This is a genomic window from Sphingomonas sp. P3_C5 (genome assembly GCF_056402635.1).
In genome coordinates this window covers 1118047-1143791 of the sequence record NZ_JBFUHA010000001.1, presented here as the reverse complement: position 1 = coordinate 1143791, position 25745 = coordinate 1118047, and the positions used below count along the sequence as shown (strand labels likewise).

19 protein-coding genes are annotated in these 25745 nt (G+C 65.2%); 8 read left to right on the top strand and 11 right to left on the bottom strand.

What is annotated here, in order from left to right:
- Positions 1-20: 20 nt before the first annotated feature.
- Positions 21-1421 carry a cell division protein FtsZ gene (locus AC1DVS_RS05430; RefSeq protein ID WP_478020920.1) on the bottom strand — a complete coding sequence of 467 codons (1401 nt, stop codon included), beginning with the start codon at positions 1419-1421 and terminating at the stop codon, positions 21-23.
- 287 nt (positions 1422-1708) lie between these two features.
- Here AC1DVS_RS05430 and AC1DVS_RS05425 point away from each other — a divergent pair, with 287 nt between their 5' ends.
- From AC1DVS_RS05425 to AC1DVS_RS05415, 3 genes are all read left to right on the top strand, one after another.
- Positions 1709-2365 (top strand): division/cell wall cluster transcriptional repressor MraZ, encoded by a 657-nt coding sequence (locus tag AC1DVS_RS05425; RefSeq protein WP_478020918.1) that lies wholly within the window; start codon positions 1709-1711, stop codon positions 2363-2365.
- 389 nt (positions 2366-2754) lie between these two features.
- Positions 2755-5460 carry a PAS domain S-box protein gene (locus AC1DVS_RS05420; RefSeq protein WP_478020916.1) on the top strand — a complete coding sequence of 902 codons (2706 nt, stop codon included), beginning with the start codon at positions 2755-2757 and terminating at the stop codon, positions 5458-5460.
- Complete coding sequence (locus AC1DVS_RS05415; protein ID WP_478020914.1) at positions 5457-6077, top strand: response regulator transcription factor; 621 nt, start codon at positions 5457-5459, stop codon at positions 6075-6077. The genes AC1DVS_RS05420 and AC1DVS_RS05415 overlap by 4 nt, the downstream gene beginning before the upstream one ends.
- A 6-nt stretch (positions 6078-6083) precedes the next feature.
- Here the strand turns inward: AC1DVS_RS05415 and AC1DVS_RS05410 are convergent, their stop codons facing one another.
- The 3 genes from AC1DVS_RS05410 to AC1DVS_RS05400 all read right to left on the bottom strand — a co-directional run bounded on the left by AC1DVS_RS05410 (position 6084) and on the right by AC1DVS_RS05400 (position 9284).
- A complete protein-coding gene (locus tag AC1DVS_RS05410) occupies positions 6084-6419 on the bottom strand; it encodes a hypothetical protein (RefSeq protein WP_478020912.1) in 336 nt (111 codons plus the stop codon).
- 164 nt (positions 6420-6583) lie between these two features.
- Positions 6584-7897, bottom strand: coding sequence for a sensor histidine kinase (locus AC1DVS_RS05405; protein ID WP_478020910.1), 1314 nt, complete (start codon positions 7895-7897; stop codon positions 6584-6586).
- Positions 7887-9284 carry a sigma-54-dependent transcriptional regulator gene (locus AC1DVS_RS05400; RefSeq protein ID WP_478020909.1) on the bottom strand — a complete coding sequence of 466 codons (1398 nt, stop codon included), beginning with the start codon at positions 9282-9284 and terminating at the stop codon, positions 7887-7889. The genes AC1DVS_RS05405 and AC1DVS_RS05400 overlap by 11 nt, the downstream gene beginning before the upstream one ends.
- A 161-nt stretch (positions 9285-9445) precedes the next feature.
- Between AC1DVS_RS05400 and AC1DVS_RS05395 the strand changes: the two genes are divergently transcribed.
- The 5 genes from AC1DVS_RS05395 to AC1DVS_RS05375 all read left to right on the top strand — a co-directional run bounded on the left by AC1DVS_RS05395 (position 9446) and on the right by AC1DVS_RS05375 (position 16680).
- Entirely contained in the window at positions 9446-9574 is a 129-nt protein-coding gene (locus AC1DVS_RS05395; RefSeq protein WP_478020907.1) for a hypothetical protein, read from the top strand.
- Positions 9575-9638: 64 nt separating this feature from the next.
- Complete coding sequence (locus AC1DVS_RS05390; RefSeq protein WP_478020905.1) at positions 9639-11021, top strand: efflux RND transporter periplasmic adaptor subunit; 1383 nt, start codon at positions 9639-9641, stop codon at positions 11019-11021.
- Between the two features lie 2 nt (positions 11022-11023).
- A complete protein-coding gene (locus AC1DVS_RS05385) occupies positions 11024-11704 on the top strand; it encodes an ABC transporter ATP-binding protein (protein ID WP_478020903.1) in 681 nt (226 codons plus the stop codon).
- 2 nt (positions 11705-11706) lie between these two features.
- Positions 11707-14163 carry an FtsX-like permease family protein gene (locus AC1DVS_RS05380; protein WP_478020901.1) on the top strand — a complete coding sequence of 819 codons (2457 nt, stop codon included), beginning with the start codon at positions 11707-11709 and terminating at the stop codon, positions 14161-14163.
- Positions 14164-14172: 9 nt separating this feature from the next.
- Entirely contained in the window at positions 14173-16680 is a 2508-nt protein-coding gene (locus AC1DVS_RS05375; protein ID WP_478020899.1) for an ABC transporter permease, read from the top strand.
- Between the two features lie 257 nt (positions 16681-16937).
- On the opposite strand, the gene AC1DVS_RS05370 is transcribed toward AC1DVS_RS05375, so the two are convergent.
- The 7 genes from AC1DVS_RS05370 to manD all read right to left on the bottom strand — a co-directional run bounded on the left by AC1DVS_RS05370 (position 16938) and on the right by manD (position 25736).
- Positions 16938-17483: an NADPH-dependent FMN reductase gene (locus AC1DVS_RS05370; RefSeq protein ID WP_478020897.1), complete on the bottom strand. Its 546-nt coding sequence runs from the start codon at positions 17481-17483 to the stop codon at positions 16938-16940.
- 4 nt (positions 17484-17487) lie between these two features.
- Positions 17488-19056, bottom strand: coding sequence for an aldehyde dehydrogenase (NADP(+)) (locus tag AC1DVS_RS05365; RefSeq protein WP_478020895.1), 1569 nt, complete (start codon positions 19054-19056; stop codon positions 17488-17490).
- Between the two features lie 105 nt (positions 19057-19161).
- Positions 19162-20091, bottom strand: coding sequence for a polysaccharide deacetylase family protein (locus tag AC1DVS_RS05360; protein WP_478020893.1), 930 nt, complete (start codon positions 20089-20091; stop codon positions 19162-19164).
- Positions 20088-21323, bottom strand: coding sequence for an SGNH/GDSL hydrolase family protein (locus AC1DVS_RS05355; protein WP_478020891.1), 1236 nt, complete (start codon positions 21321-21323; stop codon positions 20088-20090). The genes AC1DVS_RS05360 and AC1DVS_RS05355 overlap by 4 nt, the downstream gene beginning before the upstream one ends.
- Positions 21324-21366: 43 nt before the next feature.
- Complete coding sequence (locus AC1DVS_RS05350; protein WP_478020889.1) at positions 21367-22836, bottom strand: mannitol dehydrogenase family protein; 1470 nt, start codon at positions 22834-22836, stop codon at positions 21367-21369.
- A 229-nt stretch (positions 22837-23065) separates the two neighbouring features.
- A complete protein-coding gene (gene uxaC / locus AC1DVS_RS05345) occupies positions 23066-24478 on the bottom strand; it encodes a glucuronate isomerase (protein WP_478020887.1) in 1413 nt (470 codons plus the stop codon).
- Positions 24479-24524: 46 nt separating this feature from the next.
- Positions 24525-25736 (bottom strand): D-mannonate dehydratase ManD, encoded by a 1212-nt coding sequence (manD, locus tag AC1DVS_RS05340; RefSeq protein ID WP_478020885.1) that lies wholly within the window; start codon positions 25734-25736, stop codon positions 24525-24527.
- Between the last annotated feature and the right edge of the window lie 9 nt (positions 25737-25745).

The following is a 25745-nucleotide window of genomic DNA, read 5'->3' as shown; positions in this document are numbered from 1 at the left end:
TGATCGCTCAGGCCCGTTCGTCAAACAACGCTATGCCGCCTGCCCCAGACAATCTCCATATCACGAGGGCCGCGACGTGCGCGGGCGGCTGGGCGTGGGCCGCTATGCCCTTTGAGGGCGCGCACCGCGAAATAGATCCGATCGACGAGGCTGGCTGACGGACTCCGTGAACGAACCGGCCGTGTAGAGACCGGGTGGTCCGCGACAATGTCGAGATCGAGACTATAGTTGCAGGTAAGGACCAGCGGCCCGCGTTGCTGATCGGGCAGGATGGCGATCGGTTGGGTGTGGGCAATCGCCTCAACCGGGTCGACAGGTCTGCAGTCCATTGCGATCGCATGCACCAGCACCAGGGTGGGCTCGCCTTTGCGCGGCTCCTTCATGGCCGCTGCGAGGGGCGCCGCTACCTCCGCGGGCACCGGCACGCGTTGGGCTGAGGCGGCGGCTGCCTCGCGCGACGGAAGGCCTGTCGCGGTAATGCCGACCCGCACGCGACCTTCGAGAGCTGAATCGATCGCCGAACCCCAGACGAGCTCAGCGCCGGCATGGACATGCTCGCGGATATATTCGACTGCCTCCTCGACTTCGAACAGGCCGAGATCGCTGCCGCCGGCAATCGTCACCAGCAGCCGTCGGGCACCCTCCGCCGCATCCTCCAGCAGCGGATTGCACAGCGCCGATTCAGCGGCGAGCGCGGCGCGGCCGCTGCCGACGCAGCGTTCGCCGTGCCCGATCACCATCCTGCCGCCAGGATCATTGCCTGTGCCCAGAACCGAGCGGATGTCGGCGATCGTTACCCGCTTGAGCGCCGGCCCGGCAATCATTGCCGCGAAGTCACACGCGCTATCGCGGACGATCGAGTCGGAAAGGTCGAGCGCCTGGCGCAGCGTCGCCTCGCGCCCCGCGACCCGAAAGAGATGCTCGTTGCAGACCACGACAAGGGCATCGACGCTCGCCTGGAACTCGACCAGTCCCCGAGCCGCGGTGCGGGCGCGGCGAGCCCCCTCGAAAGCAAAGGGCCTGGTGGCAATACCAATCGTGGGGATACCGCGTTCGCGGGCCGCTCTCGCAATCACCGGTGCGGCGCCGGTACCGGTGCCACCGCCCAGCCCCGCCGCGATGAAACACAGGCCGCTGCCATCCAATGCCGCATTAATTTCCGGCAGCGCCTCCTGCGCGGCGGCGCGGCCGATCTCCGGTTTTGCGCCGGCGCCCAGGCCCATGGTGAGCATGCGGCCAAGCTGGAGCTGGCTCGCGCTGGGTGCCGCGCGCAGCGCCTGAACGTCCGTGTTCGCGCAGATGATCTTCATACCCGTTTCGGGTTGGCGGAAGAGCGGGCATATCGCATTGCCGCCGGCCCCGCCGACGCCGAACAGCGTGACACAAGCAGCATCGTCCAGCCTCGGTTCGCGCTGTGTCATCTCGGCTATCTCCCGGGCGACACCGAATCGTCGGCGCCGTCTCCCAAAGCGCTATGCCTCGGCATCATGGTTATCTAGGCCGTAGAATCCCCCTAAGGGGTTCGCCCGCGGGGGTCATGTCGCCTGGTGGATGACAGCCCGAACCCCCTGTCGCGAGGGCCGCCCGGCTCGCCCGGATTACGCGCAAATCCCCGATACGGCGCATCGCAACATCGTAGTTTTACGCGCTACACCGAGCTCTTCGAGATTCGTTAACCATCTGCGATCAGCAATTGGAGTCTTGGGACATGGACGAACTCTTTATCGGCAGCGCTGTCTGCGAGGTGACGAGCGGGGGCGAAATCGTTCTGCCTCGCCACTTCCACGAAACCATCTTGTCGCGCTCGCCGGATGGGCGGCTATTCGTCGGCCTGCACGAAGAATCGCCCTGCCTCGTCGTCTATGACCGGATTTTTGCGGCCCAGCTGCAATGGGAGTTGGAGACTCGGCGGTCCACTTTCCTCGGCGCGAATATGGAGGCGCATTATGCGCGGCTGCGCCGTGCTTTCGGCTTTGTCGAGCAGGTCACCCTCGCGCCTGACGGCATGATGATCCTGGCGCCGCTGATGCGACAAAGGGGCGGGATCGGTAACGCAGCCCTGCTGGTCGCCACCGGCACGCGGTTCGAGATCTGGGACCTCAACATGGTTCTCGAGCGCGCGCCGGCCGATCTCGTTGCGCTCGCGACGCTTCATCTCAAACTCCGGATCGCCAAAGAGGAAAGCCATGGCCCTGCTCTGCAACCTGCTGACCCACGCCATCACGCAACACGTGTCGCGCAATCAGGGCTTCGAGTTCAGCACGTGCCGGCGCTGCGGCCGCGACATGATCCGGTCGGCGGCATCGCGGGGGAGCAAATGGAAGGCCGTCCCACCGGGATTTCGGGTCATCTGGAGAAATACTAATCCAAATCAATGCCCGGTGCGCCGTAAGGCTATGCAACCAACCCACAAGTGGCTGCATTCCTCCTTGATTTTCGATTTTCTATACGTCACTGCCGGAGCGCTATACTGGAATATCAGCGATCATCTCGGCCGCACTATCCGGCGTCACCAAGTAATATTTCGCCTGCCAAGTCTGCAATCAGTGATAGCTAACACTATGATGACGACAAGGACAAGCCATATGGTTCCAATCCCTTGAAAAGGGACGGTTCGTTAGTGCAACGCACATACGTTCATTTCGGTTCCGATTTTTTATAACATCGTTTCAACTCACCGACGTTTTGCGTTCTGCTTCAACTCTGTTATGTTTGCCTCTCGAGATGCACACTTCGGGAGGAGGTGCCGGCAGGTTGGCTACTATAAGGGGCGTGCGCGCGGCGAACGACCGGTCGACGGAACAGAAGATCGTTCTTACGCTCGTTCTGGTCGCCTTGTTGGTCAGCGCTATCAGCTTTGCCGGTTGGGCGTTCGATGCTCCGATACTTCGGACTTTCGATGTCCGGGGATATCCGCAGGGGCACCCGATATGGCCGCTGGCGGCACTGAGTTACGTCTTTCTCGCCGCGGGTTTCGGCGCAAGCATAAAGCGCTTTCGCGTGGCCCCGTTCCTTCTCGCCGTGCCCCTGCTGATCGCGCTAACCGCCGTGATCGAGGAGACCTTCGCGCTCTCGCCCGGCATCGACACCTGGCTGTTTCCGGACCAGCTCGGACGGGTATCCGCTGAGCATCCAGGCCGGCCGGTCACCAACTCGATCGTCATTTTCAGTTTTCTGGGCGCCGCCCTGTTTCTGGCGCAAAGGCGGGAATGGGCCCGAGCCGAACTCGCAAACCTGCTCGCCACTGCCTCATTCTGCTTCGGACTGTTCTCGATCATACTCCTGCTCTCGATCGTTCCCGCCGACATTCCGGTCGCTGACGTCTTCCTGTCCTCCTTGCCCGCCGCGACCATCAACATCCTTCTGGCATCGGCATTCCTGATCTGGCGGCAGGAAGCGGGCTGGGCCGTGTTGCTGGCACGTGACCGGATCCGGCGGCCATTCGTCGGAATGACGTTGCCGCTTATCGTCAGCCTGCCGCTCCTGCCGACCTTCGTCACCTGGTGGGGACAGGGCGTCCTGCACATGACGCCGCTTGGCGCCGGCACGCTCGCCCTGCTTTGCGATCTGGTGGTGATCGGTCTGCTGTTCTGGCTGTCGGTCGATCGGGTGGCGAGTCAGCAAGCGGCGCTCCAGGAAGTCACCAACGCGCTCGGCGTCGCCGCCATCACGCTCACCCGGCCGACCGGCGAGATCACCCATTGGTCGCACGGATGCGAGCAGCTTTACGGCTGGTCGGCGGCCGAGGCGGTCGGCCGCAAGAAATATGAGCTGCTCCATTCACGGCATGGCGAGCAGGGCCTGGATACACCGCTTCGCCCGACCGGAGCCGCCGAGCGCGAATTGCTGGAGCGTCGCCGCGACGGCTCCGAAATCAGCGTGCTGGAGCGCACCCAGGTGCTCGAGCGCGCCGACCGCGAGCCGGTCCTCGTGTTGAAGATGCTCGATATCACGGACCGCGTTCGTGCCGAGAAGGCGCTCCGCGAAAGCGAGACCCGGCTTGCCATCGCAGCCGAGGCGCAGCAGCTCGGTGTGTCGCACCTCGACGTTGCAAGCGGGCGGCTCGAATGGTCGCCTGGCTCCGAGCAGCGGCTCGGCCTCGAAACCGGCAGCCTCAGCACGTTCGAGCAATGGCAGGCATTGGTCGACCCAAGGGATACCGAGGCGATCCTGGAAACGCTCGCGCGGGCTACCGCAAATCGCGAGCCGCGGATCGCATTCCAATATCGTTTCGCTCAGGCGGACGGTGCGATCCGCACGATCGAGGGCTCGGCCCGGTGCCTTTATAATGCGAATGGCGAACTCGAAGCCGTTATCGCCGCGAATATCGACGTCACCGAGCACAAGGAGCGCGAGGCGGCGCAGCAGTTGCAATCGATCATCGAAACCGTACCCGACGCAACGATTGTCATCGACTGCGCCGGCACGATCCGAAGCTTCAGCGCCGCCGCCGAGCGGATGTTCGGCTATGACGGCGAGACCGCGATCGGCAGTAACGTCAAGCTCATGATTCCCGATTTGATCGTCGCCGGGGATGAGGAGTCGATCGACCCCCATCTGGTCGGTGCGCACGGCGCCAACGACAACACGCATGAATTGACCGCCCGGCGTGCGGACGGCGCCCTGTTCCCGGCCGAGCTGAATGTCGGTCAGGCATGGCTGGGCCAGGAACGGATCTTCACCGCCGTGATCCGTGACGTTTCCGACCGGCGGGCCGCCGAACAACGACTGAGCGAACTCAACGCCGAACTCGCTCACCTTTCGCGCCAGAGCGCGATGAGCGAACTGGCCGCCGATCTCGCACATGAATTGAACCAGCCGCTGAGCGCCACCGCCAATTTCCTCGCCGCGGCCCGCACGCTGATCGCGCGGGGCGACAATGGCGCACAGGTCGCCGACCTGCTCCGCCTTGGCGAGGAGCAGACGCTGCGATCGGGCGAGATCATCCGCAGGCTGCGCGATTTCCTTGCGAAGCGCGAAGGGGAGATGCGGCCCGAATCGCTTGAGCATGTCGTCCGCGAGGCGGTCCAGCTCGTCCTGTTCGGGACCGCGCAATTCGATATCCGCCTGACCTACCGGCTCGATCCCGCCGCGGACATGATCTTCGCGGACCGAATCCAGGTGCAGCAGGTGCTCGTCAACCTGCTGCGCAACGCAGTCGATGCGTTGCGCGGTCAGCCGGCCAAGAAGCGGGAAATCTACATCGCCTCGCGCGCGGTTGCCGAGGACATGACCGAGATTTCAGTGAGCGATAACGGGCCCGGTCTTCCGGAAGCTTTGAGCGAACAGCTTTATTCTCGTTTCGCCACGAAAAAAGGCGGGGCCGCGATGGGAATCGGCCTCTCCATTTCGAGACGGATCGTCGAGGCCCATGGCGGAACGCTCGTGGCCGAAAACAGGCCGGAAGGGGGAGCGCGGTTCCGCTTCACGCTGCCGGCGCCAGGGGAGATTGAGGAATGATGCGCAATATCTATCTGGTCGACGATGATGATGCGGTTCGCGCCTCGCTGCACAGTTTGTTGTCGCTGCAGTCGGACCTTGCGGTTCGGAGCTTTCGCAGCGGGGACGGGTTTCTGGAAGCTGCCCGGGGCCTCGACAGCGGGGTGTTGCTGCTCGATTTCCACATGCCGGGGCTGAATGGAATCGAGGTTCTCAACGCGCTCGCCGCGTCGGAGCCGGGAAAGTTCGCGACCGTGATCCTGACTGGCGAGGGCAATGTCGGGCTGGCCGTGCAGGCAATGAAGGCCGGTGCGCTCGATTTCATCGAGAAACCCTATGAAGCCGGGGCGTTGATCGGAATCATCGACGCCGCCTTTTCGCGCCTGGAACATGACAGCGCTTCCGCCGCCCAGATCGAACAGGCAAGCGCCAAGATCGAGGGGCTCTCGCCGCGCGAGCGCGATGTGCTGATGGGCCTGATCGAAGGCCGGGCCAACAAGGTGATCGCCTATGAGCTCGACATCAGCCCGCGCACCGTCGAGATCTATCGCGCGAACCTCATGACAAAGCTTGGCGTAAGAAGCCTTCCCGAAGCGCTCCGCATTGCCTTTGCCGCCGGCCTGATACCGCAGATCTGACGGCGCTTATGCCGGCTCCGGCAAACGCCATTGTGCCAGCTCCCGCCCGACCCCGACCAGTGCGTCCCGGCGATCAATGGTGCGGACCCGGTCCGAGCCGTTCTCCCGCGCATGATCGGCGAGGACGATGATGCGTTTCCACCGTCCGCCATCGAGCAGTGACGGGAGTTCATCGCCGAGCGATTCCGAATCGACCACAAGGATCTTGGCCCCGCGCGCGATGCGGTCCAGCACCGGATCGCGCGGGTTGACGTCGAGCGTCACGAGACTTTCGCCCTGAAGCGACAGGCGCGCGATCAGCGCGCTGCGCAGCCCGTCCCCGCGCACGATCAAGACGATCAATTCCCGTGAGGCCATAGCCGATCCCGATGCGCGGAATTTCACCCGCTAAAATTTCTGTAGCCCCCGGCGAATCCCCCACCCGCCGAACACCGATGGTGCCCCCGCATGATCGCGCATCTTGCTTAGCGCCCGGTTGCGATCGCCCTATGTAATTTCCCATCGTCCTAAAGGATGATGCGGAACAGCGCGCCGCCGGCGCTGCCCTCGGCAATATCGATCGTGCCGCCATGTCCCACGACCACCTGGCGCGCGAGATTGAGGCCGACGCCGGTTCCCTCCGCACGGGTCGTGAAGAAGGGCAGAAAGACGTCGCGCCGGAGATTTTCGGGCACGCCCTTGCCGCTGTCCTCGATCTCGATCCAGACCTGGCCCGCCACAACCGAGAAGCCGAGCCGCATCCACTTCTCTCCCCCGCCGCGCAGCACCGCCTGGGCTCCGTTGCGCAACAGGTTGATCAGCACCTGCGCAAGCAGATCGGGATCGGCATCGAGAACGAGATCCGGCTGGACCTCGAGCGTGAGGGGAATGTCGGGCCATTCCGCCGCGAACAAGCGGGCGAGCTCGGCGGCGAACGGCCCCGCTGCGAAGCGCCGCCGCCGCAGAACCGGTGCGTGCGACACCGCCCGGTAGCTGTCGATGAAGCGGCGCAGTCCCTCAGCACGCCGCGCCAGCGTCGTCACCGCGACCCTGGCATCGGGCACGTCGGGCGGCTCCGCATCGAGCAGGGCCGCAGCGGTCTCGGCAAGCGAGGTCACCGGTGTGAGCGAGTTGAGGATCTCATGCGTCAGCACCCTGACGAGATCGGTCTGGGCCGCCATCTCGATCGTGTCGAGCGTGCCCTGGACCGGTTCGACGGTGACCGCACGTATCCGCAGGCCGAGCCGTTCGAGCGAGGCCGAGCGCACGATCGCGCGCTGCGGACCGCCCGGCATGCGCAGGATCAGCACTTCCTGCCGCGCCTCGCCCTCATCGCCGAGCCGCGCGGCCAGGGTTGCGCCATAGACGCCGAAATCCTCGGGTCGCACGCCTTCGTGACGATTGAACAGGCGACGCGCCGCCTTGTTGGCCGGGGTAACACCGTGCGCCGCGTCGACCGTCAGCAAGGCCACCGGCATGTCGTCGACCAGCGCCTCGAGATAGCGCATCTCACGCGCCGAGCGATCGCGCTCCGTCTGCAGTGCGCGCATGGCGCCGCTGAGCGCATCGCCAAGCGCACCGAAGCCGGCGCCGCCGCGCCCGTCGAAACGGGTCGCGAAATCGCCATGCCCGAGCGCCTCGACGAAACGCGCGATGCTGCGATTGGTGCGGTCGATATGCCGCCACAGCCCGGCGGCCATGGCGATGACGACCAGTGCGGCGAGGATGCGGGCTGCAGCCAGCCCCTCCACTTCGAGCGCCCAGATGAAGCCGACCAGCGCCACGAACAGCGCAAGCACCCACGCCGCGAGAACCAGCGTGAAGCGCCGGTCAAAGCCCATGCTTCTCCATCCGCCGATAGAGCGCGGCGCGCGACAGGCCGAGTTCGGTTGCCGCCATGGAGATATTATAGCCGTGCTTCTTCAGCGCCTCTTCGACGAGCCGGCGCTCGACGCGTTCGAGATTATATTCCGTGGCGACCGGCGCAACGACCGCCTCGGGCGCGACGCGCGGCGTGACGGCGCCGAGCGGGAAATCCTCCGCCTCCAGCGGCGCATCGCCGGCGAGGATCACAGCGCGTTCGATTGCGTGGCGGAGTGCCCGGACGTTGCCGGGCCAGTCATGCGCGGTGAGCGCCGCGCGGGCGCCCGGACTCAGCACCGGCGCCGGGCGATTATAGCGCCGCGCATAATGATCCAGGAAATGGTCGACCAACGCGGCGACATCCTCCTGGCGTTCGCGCAAAGGGGGCAACTCGATCTCGACCGTATTGAGACGGAACAGCAGGTCCTGGCGGAAATGCCGATCGTCGCGCAGCATCTGCGGCGTCATGTTGGTCGCGGCGATCACCCTGATATCAACGGGGATCGGGCGATTGGCGCCGACCGGCGTGACCTTGCGCTGCTCGAGCACGGTCAGCAATTTGGGCTGGAGATGAAGCGGCAGATTGCCGATCTCATCGAGGAACAGAGTGCCGCCGTCAGCCGCCTGGATACGACCAATGCGGTCGGCGCGGGCATCAGTGAAGGCGCCCTTCACATGGCCGAACAGCTCTGAATCGATCAGCTCGGTTGCGATGGCTCCGAGATCGACGGTCAGCATCGGCTGCCGGGCACGGAGCGATTGCGTGTGGAGCGCGCGCGCCACCAGTTCCTTGCCGGTACCGTTCTCGCCGAGCACAAGCACATTGGCCTCGGTCGGTGCGGCGCGGGCGATGAGCGAATGGACTCGCGCCATTGCGGGCGACTTGCCGATCAGCGGCGTATTGGCTCCGGGCGAGGGATCAGTGATCGCCACCACCCGTGCCTTTTCGACCGCGACGGCGCGACGCGAGCGGCGGAGCGATGCCGCCGTGCGAACCGTCGCCAGCAACCGCTCGTTCGACCAGGGCTTGGAGACGAAATCGGTCGCCCCGCGCTTCATCGCTTCGACTGCGACGTTTACGCCGGCATGGGCGGTGATCATCACGACGATCAGGTCCGGGTCGATCGCGAGCAGCCGGTCGAGCCAGGCCAGCCCCTCCGCTGCATCCGTCGCGCCGCGCGCGAAATTGGCGTCGAGCAGCACGACATCGGCCGAGCGCCCGGCAATCGCCGCGATCGCCTCGTCGGGCGCGCGCGCGGTGACCACATCCGTGAACAGCCCGCGCAGCAACAGCCGCGCGGCGGTGAGGATGTCCTCATCGTCGTCAACCACAACACAAAGGTCGAATTCCGCCGTCTTCCCCATTGACCGCTCCCGTACATTCAGCGTGCGGAATCGGACAGTCAATTTCCGTGCCAGTATCGGGCAGGTTTGGCGAATACCCCGCAAATCCGCCAATTTAGCCATTTGGCATGCCCTATGCTGAACAGGACATTACCAACCCGGTACAGACAAGGAACCATGTCATGAACAGCAGCTGGAAGACTCAATTCGTCAGCGTCGTCGGCGCTTTTGCCGCAATGATCTGCCTGACCATCGCCGCGACGACGCCGCTCGCCAACGCAGCAACCTTCGTTCCCGGACTGGTTGCATGAGCCCAATCCGCGTCCGGTTCCGAACGCTCCTGTCCGGAACCGGACAGTCGGGAAGCTTTTCCAAATGAGCCCGTCCGGCACCCCGATTGGCACGCGGCTTGCTGAGCAGGATGTCGTCAGGGGAACACCGATGAGCGTTGTGCGGATGAAGGGAGAAGCGAAGGGCGACCGCCCCGTCACCGGTAGCGGGATGGACCGCACTGTCGAGACGCGGCGCATGCCCCAGCGCACCAAGATCGCGCTTGGCGTCGCCGGCCTGTTGCTTGTGCTCCTCGCCTTCTGGTTCTTCGCGCCGCGTGCCGGATCGCAGACCGTAGCCGCCGACCGGCTGACCATCTCGCCGGTCCGTACCGGCACCTTCGAAGATTTCATCCCCTTGCGCGCCCGCGTCACCCCGCTCCTCACCGTCTATCTCGATGCGATCGAGGGCGGCCGGGTCGAGAAGGTGATCGCCGAAGACGGCACGATGCTCGCCAAGGGCCAGCCGATCGTGGTGCTCTCCAACGCCGAGTTGCAGCTTTCCACCCTCGCCCGCCAGACCGAGGTCGAGCAGCAGATCAACAATATGCGCAGCCAGGAGCTTGCGCTCGCCCAGACCCGGCTCGCGAACGAACGCGCCGTGCTTGAGGCCGGCCTCGCTGCCGCCAAGGCTAAGCGCCAATATGATCTCGAAGCGCCGCTCGCCCGGCGCGGTTTCGTCTCTGGCAAGCAGTTCAACGATACGCGCGACCAATATCAGTACGAACAGCAGCATATCGCGGTTGTCCGCCGCGGCCAGGCGACCGATGAAAAGCTCCAGGCAAGCCAGCTCGCACAGCAGCGCGCCTCGACCGCGTCGATGCAATCGAGCCTCGAGCTCGCCCGCGCCAATCTCGATGCGCTCAACCTGCGCGCCCCGGTGGCGGGGCAGCTTTCGGGCTTCTCGATCCAGATCGGCCAGTCGCTCCAGCGCGGCGAGCGGATTGGGCAGATTGACAGCCCTGGTCGCAACAAGCTGATGGCGGGCGTCGATGAATTCTATCTCGGCCGCGTCCAGCTCGGCCAGAAGGCGAGCATCGACTGGGGCGGCAAGCTCTATGCCGCCAAGGTCACCAAAATCTATCCTCAGGTCCAGAACGGCCAGTTCCAGGTCGACCTGCAGTTCACCGGCGGCGAGCCGGCCAATATCCAGCGCGGCCAGACGCTCCAGGCGAAGCTGACGCTTGGCGACCCGGCGCCTGCCCGCCTCATCCCGGCCGGCGCCTTCTACAACGAGACCGGCGGCAACTGGGTGTTCGTGGTCTCGCCCGACGGCAAGAGCGCGGTGAAGCGCCAGGTCCGCCTCGGCCGCCGCAACCCCGATTCGATCGAAGTGCTCGAAGGGCTCGACCCAGGCGAGCGCGTCATCACCTCCCCTTATACCGGTTTCGTCGACAAGGACCGGCTCGACCTCACAGCAAAGGATTGAACATGCTCGAGATGCGCGCGCTTTCGCGGGTCTACCGCACCGACACGATCGAGACGACCGCGCTCGATGCGATCGACCTCGACATCGCTGACGGCGAGTTCGTCGCAGTGATGGGCCCGTCAGGTTGCGGCAAATCGACGTTGCTGAACCTGATGGGCATGCTCGATAGTCCCTCGAGCGGTTCCTATGTCTTCAACGGCACTGAGGTCGCCGGGCTCGGCGAGAACAAGCTCGCTGAGTTCCGCAAGGCGAATATCGGCTTCATCTTCCAGAGCTTCAATCTGGTCGACGAGCTGTCGGTCCGCGAGAATGTCGAGCTCGCACTGCTCTATCACGACGTCCCCGCCGCCGAGCGCAAGCGCCGCACCGATGCCGTGATGGACCGGGTCGGCATAGCCCACCGCGCGCGTCACCGGCCGAGCCAGCTCTCGGGCGGCCAGCAACAGCGCGTCGCGGTCGCCCGCGCGCTGGTCGCCGAACCGAAACTGATCCTGGCTGACGAGCCGACCGGCAATCTCGACACCAACCACGGCGAAGAGGTGATGCGGATGCTCCAGCAGCTGAACGCCGAGGGATCGACGATCGTGATGGTCACCCACTCGCCGGCGCACGCCGATTACGCCAGCCGCGTCGTCAACATGCTCGATGGCCGCATCCTGCAACAACATCGCCGCGCCGCCTGACCATGTGGCGGAACGCCCTCCTGATTGCGTTTCGGCTGCTGGCGCGGAACCGAGTCTATGCCGCGATCAACATCGGCGGGCTCGCACTGGGGCTCGCCGGCTGCCTGCTGATCCTTGGCTATGTCCGTTACGAGCAGAGCTATGATTCATGGCTGCCTGACAGCGACCGCATCTATCAGGTCCAGACGACGATTCGCCCTCCGGCTCACGCAATTGTCCACATGCAGGCCAGCCCCTTTCCGCTGTACGAGCGGCTGGCCAGCGGCTTTGCACAGATTGAAGCGGTCACCTCGGTTGCGTCCGGGAAGACCGTTACCGAGCATGACGGCCAGCCGATGTTCATCGAGGCAACCACGGTGGATCCGGAATTCTTCAAGGTCCTTGCCTTGCCCTTTGCTCACGGCACGGCGGCAAGCGCATTGCCCGACACGAATGCGATCGTGCTGACCGAGAGTGAAGCGATACGCCAATTCGGCACCGCCGATGCGCTGGGCAAGCGACTTAGCCTCGGCGCCGGCCCCGGCAAGCACGACTATCGGGTCAGCGGCGTGCTGCGCGATCTGCCGCGCAACACGAGTCTGAAGCTGGGCATCGTCTTCCGCCGAGATCCTGCCCAGATCCAGAATCGCGGGTGGGGCAATTTCGACCAGCAGCATTATGTGAAGCTGCGCGCCGGCACGGCCGCTGCGGCGATCAATGCCGCGCTGCCCGCCTGGGAAAAGCGCGTGTTCGAGCCCTCAATGGTCGACGGCAAGCCAGCGTCGATGGCCGATATCATGGACTTTCACCTGATGCCGCTCGAGCAGGTCCATCTCGGCACCGCGCAGGAACGGGCGATGATGCCCGGCGGCGATCCGCGCTCGCTCGCCACCTTCGCGATCGTGGCGCTGCTCACGCTCGGCATGGCAGTGATGAACTTCATCAACCTTTCCACCGCACGCGCCACCCAGCGCGCTCGGGAAGTAGCGCTTCGGAAGGTGCTCGGCGCTTCGCGCCGGCAGCTGATCGCCCAGTTCCTGGGAGAGAGCCTGGTGCTGGCAGCGCTCGCCATGCTGCTCGCGCTGACGATCGTCGAGCTCGCGACCCCATGGATTGCCGTCTGGCTCAATGCGAACCTTCATGTCGATTATCTGGGCAAGAGCGGCATGTTGTGGCCCGCTCTGGGGTTGTTCGTTGCCACCGGGCTGTTGGGCGGCCTTTATCCGGCCTTTTATCTCAGCCGCTTCCAGCCAGCGACGGTGCTGCGCGCCAACAAATCTTCGGTCGAGACACCGGGCAGCGGCCGGTTCCGTGCGGCGCTGGTCCTTGTCCAATTCGCCATCGCGATCGGGCTGATCGTCTGCACCTCAGTGATCTACTCGCAGACGCGTTATGTCGAGACGGTCGATCCAGGCTATCGCCGCGACGGTCTTGTCCAGATTGCCAATGCGTGGCGCTTCACCCAGGGTTCCGAATATGAGCGCGCGCGCGCTGCGATGCTGGCAATCCCGGGTGTTACCGGAGTCGGCCGCACCGGACTGGGCCTCGCGCCAACTGAAAAGACGGTACGGCTGATGCAGACGCCTGGCGCGCCGGGCTATGTCTCGCTGGGCTTTTTCGGCATCGACTCCGAGTTCCTCCAGACAATGGACATCAAGCTGCTCGCTGGTCGCCTGCTGGGCGATCGCTTCGCCGGCGACCGCTTCTCCGGGATAGCCACAGGCGAGCTCGTCTCGCGCGGCATCAACGTGGTGATCAATCGGTCAGCCGCGGCCAAGCTCGGCTATCGTTCCCCACAGGCGGCGATCGGGGGGGTGGTTCGGATCGGGTTCGACGGATTTGCGATGGTCCCTTCGACGATCGCCGGGGTGGTCGAGGATACCCGCTTCCGCACCGCGCGGGACGCGATCGAGCCGATTGTCTATGCCTATGATCCCGAGCACACCAACCAGGTGCTCGTCCGTTACACCGCTGCACGCCCGGGCGAGGTGATGACGGGCCTGAACAAGGTCTGGCGCAAGTTCGAGCCCGAAATTCCGTTCGAGGCGCGCTTTGCCGACGATATCGTGCGCGAACTCTATGCCGCGGACCGGGCCCGCACTGCGCTGTTCGCGTGCTTCGCGCTGCTCACGATCGTGATCGCCTGTCTGGGCCTTTACAGCCTCGCCTCGTTTGCGACCGAGCGGCGCACCAAGGAGATCGGCATCCGCAAGGTGCTGGGTGCCAAGGTACGCGACATCGTTCGGCTACTCGCCTGGCAATTCTCCAAGCCCGTCGTGCTCGCCAATCTCGTCGCCTGGCCGGTGGCGTGGTGGGCGATGCGCGACTGGCTCAATAGTTTCGACACGCGGATCGCGCTGACACCAACACCCTTCGCGCTGGCCGGCCTGATGGCGCTCGCCATCGCGCTGGCGACGGTGGCGGGCCAGTCGATCCGCGTCGCCCGCACCAATCCCATTCACGCTCTTCGTTACGAGTAGGAACCAGCAATGTGGCGCAATTACATGACCGTCGGCGTCCGGGCGCTCGCCAAGAACCGGGCTTATGCAGCGATCAACATCGCAGGGCTCGCGCTCGGCATTGCCGCGTGTCTGCTGATCCTCGGCTTTGTCCGCTACGAATTCAGCTATGACAGCTGGCTGCCCAGTGCCGATCGCGTCTTCGAGCTGCAGGATTTCTACCGCGCCACCAAGGAAGGCGGCGAGGAGATGAAGCTGCAGGTGACCAGCATCGCCGCGGGCGTCGCGCTCAAGAAGGATTTCCCGCAGGTCGAGCAGGCGATCTATGTCAGGGGCACCAACGCCGTTGTCGTGAAAGACGGCCAGCCCACGACCATCGAGAACGGCCTGTTCTCCGACGGTCCGCTCTTCACCATGCTCCAGGTGCCGTTCATCTATGGCGACCCGGTTCACGCGCTCGATGATCCGCATTCACTGACACTCAACGAGACCGAGGCGAAGAAGCTGTTCGGCGCGGGCAATCCGGTCGGCAAGACGGTCACGCTGGCGGCGGGCGACCTGATGACGGATTACCGCGTCACCGGTGTCTATCGCGACCTGCCGAAGAATACGTCGCTGGCGATGACGATGGTCGCGCGGTTCGACCCGCAGAGCTTTTTCGCCAAGACGCCGACAATGATGACCAGCTGGAACAGCGAGGGGGGCAATTATTTCATCCGCCTCCGCCCCGGCGCCGATGTGAATGCGATCAACGCAGCGCTCCCCGCCTGGGAGAAGCGCAATATTCCCGACGAGGATGATGGCACCCGCAAGACCAATGCCGGCGACGACCAGGACTGGAAGCTGGTGAACATCCGCGACATCCATCTCGGCGCGGCGCAGAACGGTGCGCAGACGCCAGGCAATGATCGCGGCACGATCCTGACATTCGCCGTGATCGCGCTGCTGATCCTTGGCATGGCCTGTGTGAATTTCACCAATCTCGCCACCGCCCGCGCCACCCAACGCGCCCGGGAAGTGGCGCTGCGCAAGGTGCTCGGCGCGACACGGCAGCAGCTCATCACCCAGTTCATTGGCGAATCGATCCTGCTTGCCGCGATCGCGATGCTGGTGGCGCTGGCACTGGTCGAGCTGACCCTGCCGGCCCTCAACGCCTTCCTGAAGGCCGATATCGCGCTGCACTATTTCGCGCTCGATGGCCTGATGCTGCCGGTGATCGGCCTGACCCTGCTCGTCGGGCTGGCAGGCGGCGTCTATCCGGCGCTGGTCCTGTCACGCTTCGAGCCGGCGCGCGTGCTCAAGGCCAACAAGTCGGCGGCCGATGCCGAAGGCTCGGGACGGCTGCGCAATATCCTGGTGGTCGGCCAGTTCGCGGTCTCGATCGGGCTGATCATCTGCACGACGATCGTCTATGCCCAGACCGTCTACGCACGGACCAGCGACGCCGGGTACAAGCGCGACGGGCTGATCCAGATCGGCGGTATCGGCCGGACCCAGGTCGAGCGGGTGGCGCGGTCCCTGATGGAGGAAATCCGGCGCGTGCCGGGCGTTACCGCCGTCGCGCGTTCGACCATATCCGTCGATCCCGGCAACAACTCAGTCACGACGGTCAACCTGCCCGGCAGTTCCAGCCCGGTCGCCCTGGGGGTTTACGGCGCGGATCCGGACTTCTTCAAGGCGATGGGCATGCGCCTGATCGCGGGCCGGACCTTTTCGGAAAGCCAGCCCCGCGACGATGCGACCACACCCCAACCCGCGGTTGCCGAGGCCGAGCGCGCGCTGGTCCAGCGCGGGGTGAATATCATCCTGAGCGAGGAAGGCGCGCGGCGGCTGGGTTTCACCGACCCGCAAACGGCATTGGGCAAGACGATCATGACCGGCCTGACGCTTCCCGAATATGGGCAGGTGCCGGCGAGCGTGATCGGGGTCGTCAGCGATGTGCGATATCGCTCGGTGCGCGAGCCGCTGCAGCCGATCTTCTATTTCTATCAGACCGCCGGCTATTTCAACCTGGCGGTGCGCTTCCAGGGCGTAGCACCCAAGGCTGTCTATGACCGGATCGAGACGATCTGGAAGCATCAGGTTCCCGACATTCCGTTCAAAGCCAAGTTCGTCGACGATGTCGTCCGCGACCTCTATAATGCGGACGAGGCGCGGGCCCAATTGTTCGGGATGTTCGCCATCCTGGCAGTGGTAATCGGATGCCTCGGCCTGTTCGGCCTGGCCGCCTTCACCGCGGAACGGCGCACCAAGGAGATCGGCATCCGCAAGGTGCTTGGCGCACGGACGCGGGATATCCTGAGGCTGCTGGTCTGGCAGTTCAGCCGCCCCGTGCTGATCGCCAATCTGATCGCCTGGCCGATCGCCTGGTGGGTGATGCGGGGCTGGCTGAACGGGTTCGACACGCGGATCGCGCTGACGCCGGTACCGTTCCTCGCTGCCGGGTTGCTGGCGATGCTGATCGCGATCGTGACGATCTCGGCCCATGCCTGGCGGGTGGCGCGCACCAGCCCGATCCGCGCGTTGCGGTACGAGTAAGAAGAGGTCACGGCAGGCCCCTTCCCTCGGCCTGCCGTGACTTTGTGGGGCAGGCTATTCGCGAATGGTCAGGGAATTTCGGGAGTCTGTAAGCGGGGTGACGATCTTGCGGTCGATTAAAGTTTTTACTATGATCCGCAACTATAGATTAGACAAATGCTGGCTACCACCGGCATATGCCTGAATATATTCGTGGATTATCCTTAAAGAGATCGCAGAATTGACTTTATAATTTCGGTATTACTGCGATTTATACTTCAAGGCTTAAGCGAAGCCACAAAGCCTGTCAGGAAGTGCGCCAGCTTCGCTCGCACTGCTTCGTCGGTGAGGTTGCCCTCCTCGTCAAACGCTTTGCCCGCACCCGAAACCATCAGCCGCCCGCCGGTCCACAGCTCGGTGCCGAGGGTGCGCAGCGTCGGGAGCCAGGCGTTCTGCGAGAGGATCGTCCCGAAGTTGCTGGGCGAGGCGCCGATCATGGCCACCGGCTTGCCGCCGAATACGCGCTGAGCGTCAGATGGCGGACGCGACATCCAGTCGATCGCGTTCTTGAATACGCCCGGCACGCCATTGTTATATTCAGGCGTGACGAGCAGCAGCCCGTCCGCTCCGGCAACCGCATCCTTCAGGACAGCCACCGCGGGCGGGATGCCCTCGGCCTCAACATCGGCATTGTAGAGCGGCACCCCGGCGATCGAATGGATCGCCAGCTCCGCCCCATCGGGCATCACGTCTCGCGCGGCCCGCAACAGGCCGGCATTATAGGAGTGCCGGCGAAGGCTCCCCGAAATGCCGACCAGTTGCATGCGCTCAGCGCTCGCCGTCGACGAGGCGCTCGATGCCGAGCGGGTTCGCCTGCTTCAGCGCGTCGGGGAGCAGATCGTCGGGCAGGTCCTGATAGGAGACCGGACGCAGGAAGCGATCGATCGCCATGCTGCCGACCGAGGTCGAGCGGCCGTCTGCGGTCGACGGGAAAGGCCCGCCATGGACCATCGCGTGCGCGACCTCGACGCCGGTGCCGAAGCCGTTGACGAGGATGCGGCCGACCTTGCGCTCGAGATGCGGGATCAGCTTGCGTGCCTCGGCATGATCGGCCTCGACGATATGGATCGCCGCGGTGAGCTGGCCTTCGAGATGATCGACGACGGTCGTGACCGTCTCCAGATCGGGGCAGCGCACGACGAGCGAGGCGGCACCGAAAATCTCGTCCTGCAGCTCGTGATGCGTGAGGAAATCAGCCGCCGTGGTCAGGAACAGGCCGGCCTGTCCCTGGCAGTTATGGCCGGGCTTGCCGCGCGCGACCGTCTCGACCGTATTGTGGCTGCCGATCGCCTCGACGCCAGTCTGATAGGCCTTGGCGATGCCGGGGGTGAGCATCGTCGCCGCGGGCATATCGCCGAGCGCCGCTGCCGCTGCACCGATGAAGGTGTCGAGATCGGGGCCTTCGACGGCGAGGATCAGCCCGGGATTGGTGCAGAACTGGCCCGCGCCGAGCGTCAGCGAGCCGACGAATGCCTTGGCGGTTGCCTCGGCCTTGGCGGCGAGTGCGTTCGGGAACAGGATGACCGGGTTGATCGAGCTCATCTCGGCATAGACCGGGATCGGCTCGGGGCGGTTCTGCGCGATCTTCATCAGCGCCGTGCCGCCGCCGCGCGAGCCGGTGAAGCCGGCGGCCTTGATGCGGGGATCAGCGACCAGGCCCTGGCCGATCGAGCGGCCCGAATCATAGAGCAGCGAGAAGACGCCCTCGGGCAGGCCGCAATCGGCGACTGCCTTTTGCACCGCGCGGCCGACCAGCTGCGAGGTGCCGGGATGCGCGCCATGTGCCTTGGCGACGACCGGGCAGCCGGCGGCGAGCGCCGAGGCGGTGTCACCGCCGGCGACCGAGAAGGCGAGCGGGAAGTTCGAGGCGCCGAACACGGCAACCGGGCCGAGGCCGATGTTGCGCAGGCGCAGATCGGGGCGCGGCGCTGGCTGGCGATCGGGCTGGGCGGGATCGATCCGCACATCGAGATAGCGGCCCGCGCGCACGACGCCGGCGAACAGCTTGAGCTGGCCACAGGTCCGGCCGCGCTCGCCTTCAAGGCGCCCGCGCGGCAGGCCGGTCTCGGCCATGGCGCGCTCGATCAGCTCGTCGCCGATCGCCATGATGTTGGCGGCAATCGTCTCGAGGAAGGTCGCACGAACCTCCGGCGACGTCTCGCGATAGGTATCGAAGGCTGCATCGGCGAGCGCGCAGGCGGTGTCGAGATCCTCCAGCGTCGCGCCGCCGAAGCTCGGCTCCATCGTCTCGCCGGTGTCGGCATTGATGCCGCGGATCTCGCCTTGTGTTCCGCGTACCGCGCGCGCGCCGATGAGCAAATCGCCGTTGATCGTCATATTCCTGGTCTCCCTTGAGCGTTCTCGAAGCCGGCTGGGACAGCGACTCGAAAAGAAGCGGCAAATTCCTGCGCGCTGGTAGCGCTACCGTCGCAGCTTAGATAGTCATTGTGCCGGCGCGTTCGAGGGGGGCCGGCAAAGGGAATCGAGCATCTTCGATACATTCTCTACCGGCGTCGCCATCAGGCCCTTGGCCTGCAGCTGCTGCGAGCGGGGCAATGCGGGCGGGAGATTCGGATCCATATCCGCCGCGAAAACCGGATCCGCCTCGGCTTTCGCGAGGGTGGTGAAGGCGAATCCTTCAGCGCGATATTGGGCGAGCAGGCGCGGCAGCATCCGCGCGTCGAGGGCGCCGAGATGCATCAGCAGCACATAAGGAATATCGCGGCCGTACAGTGCGCGCGCGTCCTTGCGGGTGGCCGCGGCAGTCTCGGCGGCGACGCGGAGATAGCTTGTCTCGAGGGTTGCGACCGCCGCCTTGTCGCCGGCCGCGACGCAGCGGGCATAGGGCTCGTTCCACATATAATCGCCGAAGCTCATCGTGACCTGGGCGATGCGATAGCCGCGCGCGGCGAGGGCCTTGCGAACCTCCATGCGCTTTGCCGGATCGTCGCCCTCGACGAGAAAGGGGTAGCGGAACCATTTAAGGTCGGCACCCTTCATCATCGGCGCGATCACGCTTTCGGTGTGATCGATATCGGCGAGATAGTCGGCGAGGCTGACCTGGTTGAGGTTGAGATGCTGCCAGCCATGGTTGCCGAGCGGGAGGCCAGCCGCGCGCCACAAGTCCAGCACGGGCGCCGCGTCAGGCTCTTTCGCGACCTGATATCCGTTGACGAAGCCGTACACCTCGACCTTTTCGGCCTTGAACGCAGCGATCGTCTTGCGCGCGATTTCGACGCGTGTCGTGTCGGGCGGAAGCGCGCTGTGCGAGGGCAGATCGTCGAAGGTCAGCGCGAGGACCGGCTTCGCCTCCCGCGCTGCCGCCGGGGCGGCAACCAGGGCGAGCAGCGCAAGGGCGGCGGCGGCCCTCACTTGAACAACTCCAGCGGGATAGAATCCGCCATCGCCTTGTATCCCGCCGCCGAAGGATGGAGATGATCGCCGGAATCATAAGCCGGCTTCATCCGCATCGGATTGGCGGGATCGCGGGTAAGTGCGTCGAAATCGACCACCGCGTCGAAATTGCCGGGTGTGCGAATCCAGCGGTTGATCGCCTGGCGGTCGGCCTCGTTGGCTGCGTCGGGATGATAATATTCCGATCCGCCATAAGGCAGGATGGTCGCGCCGATCGCCTTGATGCCATTGGCCTGCGCCCGTGCGACCATCTGGCGATAGGCGCCGATGATCCGGGCGACGAGGCTCGCATGCGCCTCGGCACTTTGCGGCGCTTCGCGGGTGAAGGTGCCGAGATCGTTCACCCCTTCGAGCACGATCAGATAGCGTACCCCCGACTGTGCGATCACATCGCGATCGAAGCGGGCGAGGGCATTCGGGCCAAGCCCGTCGAGCAGCAGCCGGCCGCCGCCGACACCGTGGTTGAGCACAGCGACATTGCGCGTCGCGGGGGAGGCCTGGAGCCGATCGGCCAGCCGGTCAGGCCAGCGATTGTCGCCATTGGTGGTCGCGCCGCGACCGTCCGTGATCGAATCGCCGATCGTGACGATGGCGCGCGCGCCGGCCGGGGCAACGACCTCGACGCCTGCGAGCTGGAACCAGTGCTCGACCTTTTTCGCATCGGGCAGGTCTGTGGCGCCGACCTGGTTGCCATGGACATACCAGGATGTCGCGCGCGAGCCGGGATGGCTGGTCTGGCCTTTGGGCGCATCGGGGAGGTGGATGGTCACAGCGAGGCTGGTGAGCGCGGGGACGGGGAAGGCCAGCGGGTCGGAGAGATAGCTTGCGCCGGCCGGGATCGTTACCTCAGCTGAGCCGTCAAAGGTCAGCGCTTGGTCGCTGCCTGGCTTGGTCCGCGCCGTATCGCGCGCCGCCGACAGCGCGATATGCGCTGCGTCGATCCGCAAGGGCTCGGTGCCGAACGCGTTGGAAAACATCACCCGGAGGCGCGGCCCGCCGACGGTGACCCGGACGATCTGGCGGATCGTGGTGTCGGTCAGGTCGGCGTCGGGAAGCGTGTTGCGATCTTCGGGGATCTGCTGCGACGATGCCCAGCTCCGCACCCAGGTGTCGCGCGGCGCGGATGCCGCCGATCCGGCCATGGCGGTGCACAGGATCGTCAGGGCGAGCGCACGCTTGAGCATCCTCATCGGCATTTTCCTCCGTCGATCATCATTCCGCGACGCTTGAGCTTCATGATGCGAACGCCTCCACCGTGCCTCGCGCACCATGCGCCGCGAGCGAGGTCAGGTGCCTGACGAGCGCGCCGCGCACCTGCGCATCCGCCGCGAGCGCGGGTGGGAAGATCGCGTCGATCGACAGCAGCGCGTCGACCTGCGCCGCCGGATCGCTGATCCCGGCCAGCCGCGATGCGGTGAGGGCTGCGAGCGGATCGTCGACCACATGCGGATTGCCGGCATCGTCGCGTCCGCCCTGCCAGCGCATCCAGGCGGCGACACCGAGCGCAAGCGCGTCCGCTTCGAGCCCCTTCGCGCGGCGCGCCGCGATCGTCGCGAGCAGGCGCTGGGGCAGCTTCTGCGAGCCGTCCATAGCGATCTGGCGGGTGCGATGCTGGAGCGCGGGGTTGGTGAAACGCTCCATCAGCGCGGTGCGATAGGCGGCGACATCGAGGCCGGGCGGTGGCGAAAGCGTCGCCTCGGCCTCGTCCCATAGCGCCTGGACGAAACGCTCAAAGGCTGGGATCGCGACGACCTCATGCACGAAGTCGATCCCGGCGAGGCCGCCGAGATAAGCGATCGCCGAATGCGCGCCGTTGAGCATGCGCAGCTTGGCTTCTTCCCAAGGCGCGACCGAGGCGGTGATCTGGACGCCGAGCGTCTCGAAATCGGGGCGCGGGCCGCAGAAGCGGTCCTCGATCACCCATTGCAGAAAGGGCTCGGCCTTGACCATCGCCTGATCGGTGAGGCCGAGCGACGCCTCCAGCCCGGCGACATCGGCCGGGGTCGTCGCCGGGACGATGCGATCGACCATCGTTTCCGGAAAGGCGCCGTTCGCTTCGATCCAGTCTGCCAGCTCGGCCTTGTGCGCGCGGGCGATCGCCAGCACCGCCTGTTCGAGCCGCCGGCCATTGTGCGGCAGGTTGTCGCACGAGATCGCGGTGAAAGGCTTGAGGCCGAGGTCGCGCCGTGCCGAGAGCGCCGCCACGAGGAAGCCGGGTGCGGTCTTGGGGGCGGCCAGGTCCCTGCAATCCGCGGCGACGTCGGGGTCGTCGGCCAGCAGCGCGCCGGTGGCGGGATCGAGCTTATAGCCTTTTTCGGTGACGGTCAGGGTGACGATATGGACGTCCGGGTCAGCCAGCCGCTCGACCAGGGCTTCGGGGTTTTCGGGGGCGACCAGCACTTCGTGTACCACGCCCATGACCTTGAGGCTGTCGCCCGAACCGTCGCGGGTGACGAGGGTGTAGAGCCCGTCCTGCGGTTTCATCTCGTCGCGCACGCCCGCCGAGCGCAGCGACGCGCCGGTGATGCCCCAGCGGAGATCGCCCGCCTCCAGTGCGGCTTCGAAGATCGCGGCCTGATGCGCGCGGTGGAAGGCGCCAATGCCGAGATGGACAACCCCGGGCTTTACGAGGGCGCGATCGTAGGAGGGGACGGCTACCGTTGCCGGGAGAGCGCCGAGCGTTTCGTTGGAAAGGCGTTTCATCACAGCTGCTCCCCAGCGAAGGTCCTACCGGACTCACACATTGCCGGGTGCGGAAATCCTTCTCCCCCTGTGGGAGAAGGAGGGAGGAGCGAAGCGACGGAAGGATGAGGGGGAGTGAGGCTCGGCGGCGCTAAACCAACGAGAGTCCCCCTCACCCTTCCCGTCACTTCGTGACGGGCCCCTTCCCTCTCCCACAGGGGGAGAGGGAGAAAGAAGGTCGTCACCACCCTCACAGCTTGTATGCCGCCTTGGCGAGATCATAGGACAGCGCCCGCGCAACCTCATGCGCTTCGTCCTCTTCCAGCCGGTGCTCCGCCACGAGCTGGGCTAAGAAAGTGCAGTCCATCCGCCGCGCGACATCATGCCGCGCCGGGATCGAGAGGAAGGCGCGGGTGTCGTCGTTGAAGCCGACGGTGTTGTAGAAACCGGCCGTCTCGGTCGCGCGCTGGCGGAAGCGGCGCATGCCCTCGGGGGAATCGTGGAACCACCAGGGCGGGCCGAGCCTGAGCGCCGGGTAATGGCCGGCGAGCGGCGCGAGCTCGCGGCTATAGGTGTCCTCGTCGAGCGTGAACAGGATCAGGGTCAGCTTCGGATCATTGCCGTGCGCGTCGAGCAAAGGCTTGAGGTTGCGCACGAACTCGCTCGGCAGCGGAATGTCGGCGCCCTTGTCGCGGCCGAAGCGGGCGAGCAGCGACGGGTTGTGGCTGCGATAGGCGCCGGGGTGGAGCTGCATCACCATGCCGTCCTCGATCGACATGCGCGCCATTTCGGTCAGCATCTGGCCGCGGAACAGCTCGGCCTCGGCTGGAGTGGCGCGGCCTTGCCGGACCGTCTCGTATAGCGCCTCGGCCTCGGCGCGCGGAAGGTCCGCGGTGAAGGCGCTTGGGTGGCCATGGTCAGTCGAGGTCGCGCCCGCTTCACGGAAGCGCGCGCGGTGGAACTGGTGGGCGCGCAGATAGCCGGCATAGGTGCTGATATCCTCGCCAGCCGTTTCGCCGAACCGCGCGATATTCTCCAGGAAGCCGGCCGCCTCGGGGTCCATCACCGGATCGGGGCGATAGGCAGTCATTACCCTGCCCTTCCAGCCGCTGGCGCGGATCGCGCGGTGATGGTCGAGCGGGTCGAGCGGGCTTTCGGTGGTGGCGATCGCCTCGATGCCGAAGCGCTCGAACAGGGCGCGGGGGCGGAAAGCGGGGGTCTTCAGCGCCGCGTCGATCGTGTCGTAATAATGATCGGCCGTGCCGGCCTCAAGCCGCACCTCCAGCCCGAAGCATTCGGCGAACACCCAGTCCAGCCACATCCGCGAGGGCGTGCCGCGGAGCAGGTAATAATTCTCCGCGAAGATCTTCCAGATCGCGCGGCCATCGGTCGCGGTCGCGGTGCCGTCCTCGGTCGGCACGCCGAGCGTCTCGAGCGGCACGCCCTGGCTGTAGAGCATGCGGAAGACATAATGATCGGGGACGATCAGCAGCTGGGCGGGATCGGCGAAAGGTTCGTCATAGGCGAACCAGGACGGATCGGTATGGCCGTGGGGGGAGATGATCGGCAGGTCTTTTACACCGGCATATAAAGCGCGCGCGATATCGCGGGTGCGGCCGTCGGCGGGGAACAGCCGGTCTGGATTGAGCGTCAGTCGAGTCATTGACTACCTTCGTTACGTGCGGGCGTGCCGCAGCGTGTAGTTTCGATCACCAATTGGTCATAGTGCCGTCTTCAAGACGGTTCACCGGGAGATAGGCGCGCTTATACTCGTAGGTGGCCGCGAGGGCTTCGTCGATATCGACGCCGAGCCCGGGCTTGTCGCCGGGATGCATCATGCCGTTCTCGAAGCTGTAGGCGTGGGGGAAGACCGCATCGGTCTCTTCGGTGTGGCGCATATATTCCTGCATGCCGAAGTTCGGCACCGACAGGTCGAAATGCAGCGCTGCGGCCATGCAGACCGGCGACAGATCGGTCGCACCGTGGCAGCCGGTGCGGACATTGTGCATATCGGCAAAGCTCGCGATTCGGCGGAGATGGGTGATGCCGCCGGCATGGACCACGGTCGCACGGATATAGTCGATCAACTGCTCTTCGATCAGCTGCTTGCAGTCCCAGATCGAGTTGAAGATCTCGCCGACCGCGAGCGGAGTCGTGGTGTGCTGGCGGATCAGGCGGAAATTGGCCTGGTTCTCGGCGGGCACAGCGTCTTCGAGCCAGAAGGGGCGATAGGGTTCGAGATCCTTGCCGAGACGTCCTGCCTCGATCGGGGTGAGGCGGTGGTGGATGTCGTGGAGCAGGTGAACATCCCAGCCCAGCGCCTCGCGCGCCTTTTCGAACAGGGCCGGCACCGAGCGGAGATATTTCTCGCTCGACCAGAGATTCTCGGTCGGCAGATCTGCATCGGCCGGCTCGTAGAAATAGCGGTCCTTCGACACACCATAAGTCGAGGCAAGGCCCGGTACGCCCGATTGCAGGCGGATCGCCTTATAGCCCTGCGCCTGGTAGTGGAGCGCGTTGTCGATCGTCTCCTCGACGGTTTTGCCATTGGCATGGCCGTAGACCATCACGCCTTCGCGGCTGGCACCGCCGAGCAATTGATAGAGCGGCAGGCCGGCGATCTTGCCCTTGATGTCCCAAAGCGCTGTATCGACTGCGGCGATCGCCGACATGGTAACCGGCCCGCGCCGCCAGTAGGCGCCCTTGTAGAGATATTGCCAGATGTCCTCGATCCGGTGCGCATCGCGGCCGATCAGGCAGGGGACGACATGATCCTGGAGATAGCTGGCCACACTCAGCTCGCGGCCATTGAGGGTCGCGTCGCCAAGGCCGTACACGCCTTCGTCGGTCTCGATCTTCAGGGTGACGAAGTTGCGCCCCGGGCAGGTGACGATGACGCGGGCATTGGTGATCTTTGGCATGGGGCTTCC

What these genes read in the sequence shown, in the direction of transcription:
- AC1DVS_RS05430 (WP_478020920.1), bottom strand. Translation starts at nt 1,421, where the DNA reads ATGACACAGCGCGAACCGAGGCTGGACGATGCTGCTTGTGTCACGCTG.
- AC1DVS_RS05425 (WP_478020918.1), top strand. Translation starts at nt 1,709, where the DNA reads ATGGACGAACTCTTTATCGGCAGCGCTGTCTGCGAGGTGACGAGCGGG.
- AC1DVS_RS05415 (WP_478020914.1), top strand. Translation starts at nt 5,457, where the DNA reads ATGATGCGCAATATCTATCTGGTCGACGATGATGATGCGGTTCGCGCC.
- AC1DVS_RS05405 (WP_478020910.1), bottom strand. Translation starts at nt 7,897, where the DNA reads ATGGGCTTTGACCGGCGCTTCACGCTGGTTCTCGCGGCGTGGGTGCTT.
- AC1DVS_RS05400 (WP_478020909.1), bottom strand. Translation starts at nt 9,284, where the DNA reads ATGGGGAAGACGGCGGAATTCGACCTTTGTGTTGTGGTTGACGACGAT.
- AC1DVS_RS05395 (WP_478020907.1), top strand. Translation starts at nt 9,446, where the DNA reads ATGAACAGCAGCTGGAAGACTCAATTCGTCAGCGTCGTCGGCGCTTTT.
- AC1DVS_RS05390 (WP_478020905.1), top strand. Translation starts at nt 9,639, where the DNA reads ATGAGCCCGTCCGGCACCCCGATTGGCACGCGGCTTGCTGAGCAGGAT.
- AC1DVS_RS05385 (WP_478020903.1), top strand. Translation starts at nt 11,024, where the DNA reads ATGCTCGAGATGCGCGCGCTTTCGCGGGTCTACCGCACCGACACGATC.
- AC1DVS_RS05380 (WP_478020901.1), top strand. Translation starts at nt 11,707, where the DNA reads ATGTGGCGGAACGCCCTCCTGATTGCGTTTCGGCTGCTGGCGCGGAAC.
- AC1DVS_RS05375 (WP_478020899.1), top strand. Translation starts at nt 14,173, where the DNA reads ATGTGGCGCAATTACATGACCGTCGGCGTCCGGGCGCTCGCCAAGAAC.
- AC1DVS_RS05370 (WP_478020897.1), bottom strand. Translation starts at nt 17,483, where the DNA reads ATGCAACTGGTCGGCATTTCGGGGAGCCTTCGCCGGCACTCCTATAAT.
- AC1DVS_RS05365 (WP_478020895.1), bottom strand. Translation starts at nt 19,056, where the DNA reads ATGACGATCAACGGCGATTTGCTCATCGGCGCGCGCGCGGTACGCGGA.
- AC1DVS_RS05355 (WP_478020891.1), bottom strand. Translation starts at nt 21,323, where the DNA reads ATGAGGATGCTCAAGCGTGCGCTCGCCCTGACGATCCTGTGCACCGCC.
- AC1DVS_RS05350 (WP_478020889.1), bottom strand. Translation starts at nt 22,836, where the DNA reads ATGAAACGCCTTTCCAACGAAACGCTCGGCGCTCTCCCGGCAACGGTA.
- uxaC (WP_478020887.1), bottom strand. Translation starts at nt 24,478, where the DNA reads ATGACTCGACTGACGCTCAATCCAGACCGGCTGTTCCCCGCCGACGGC.
- manD (WP_478020885.1), bottom strand. Translation starts at nt 25,736, where the DNA reads ATGCCAAAGATCACCAATGCCCGCGTCATCGTCACCTGCCCGGGGCGC.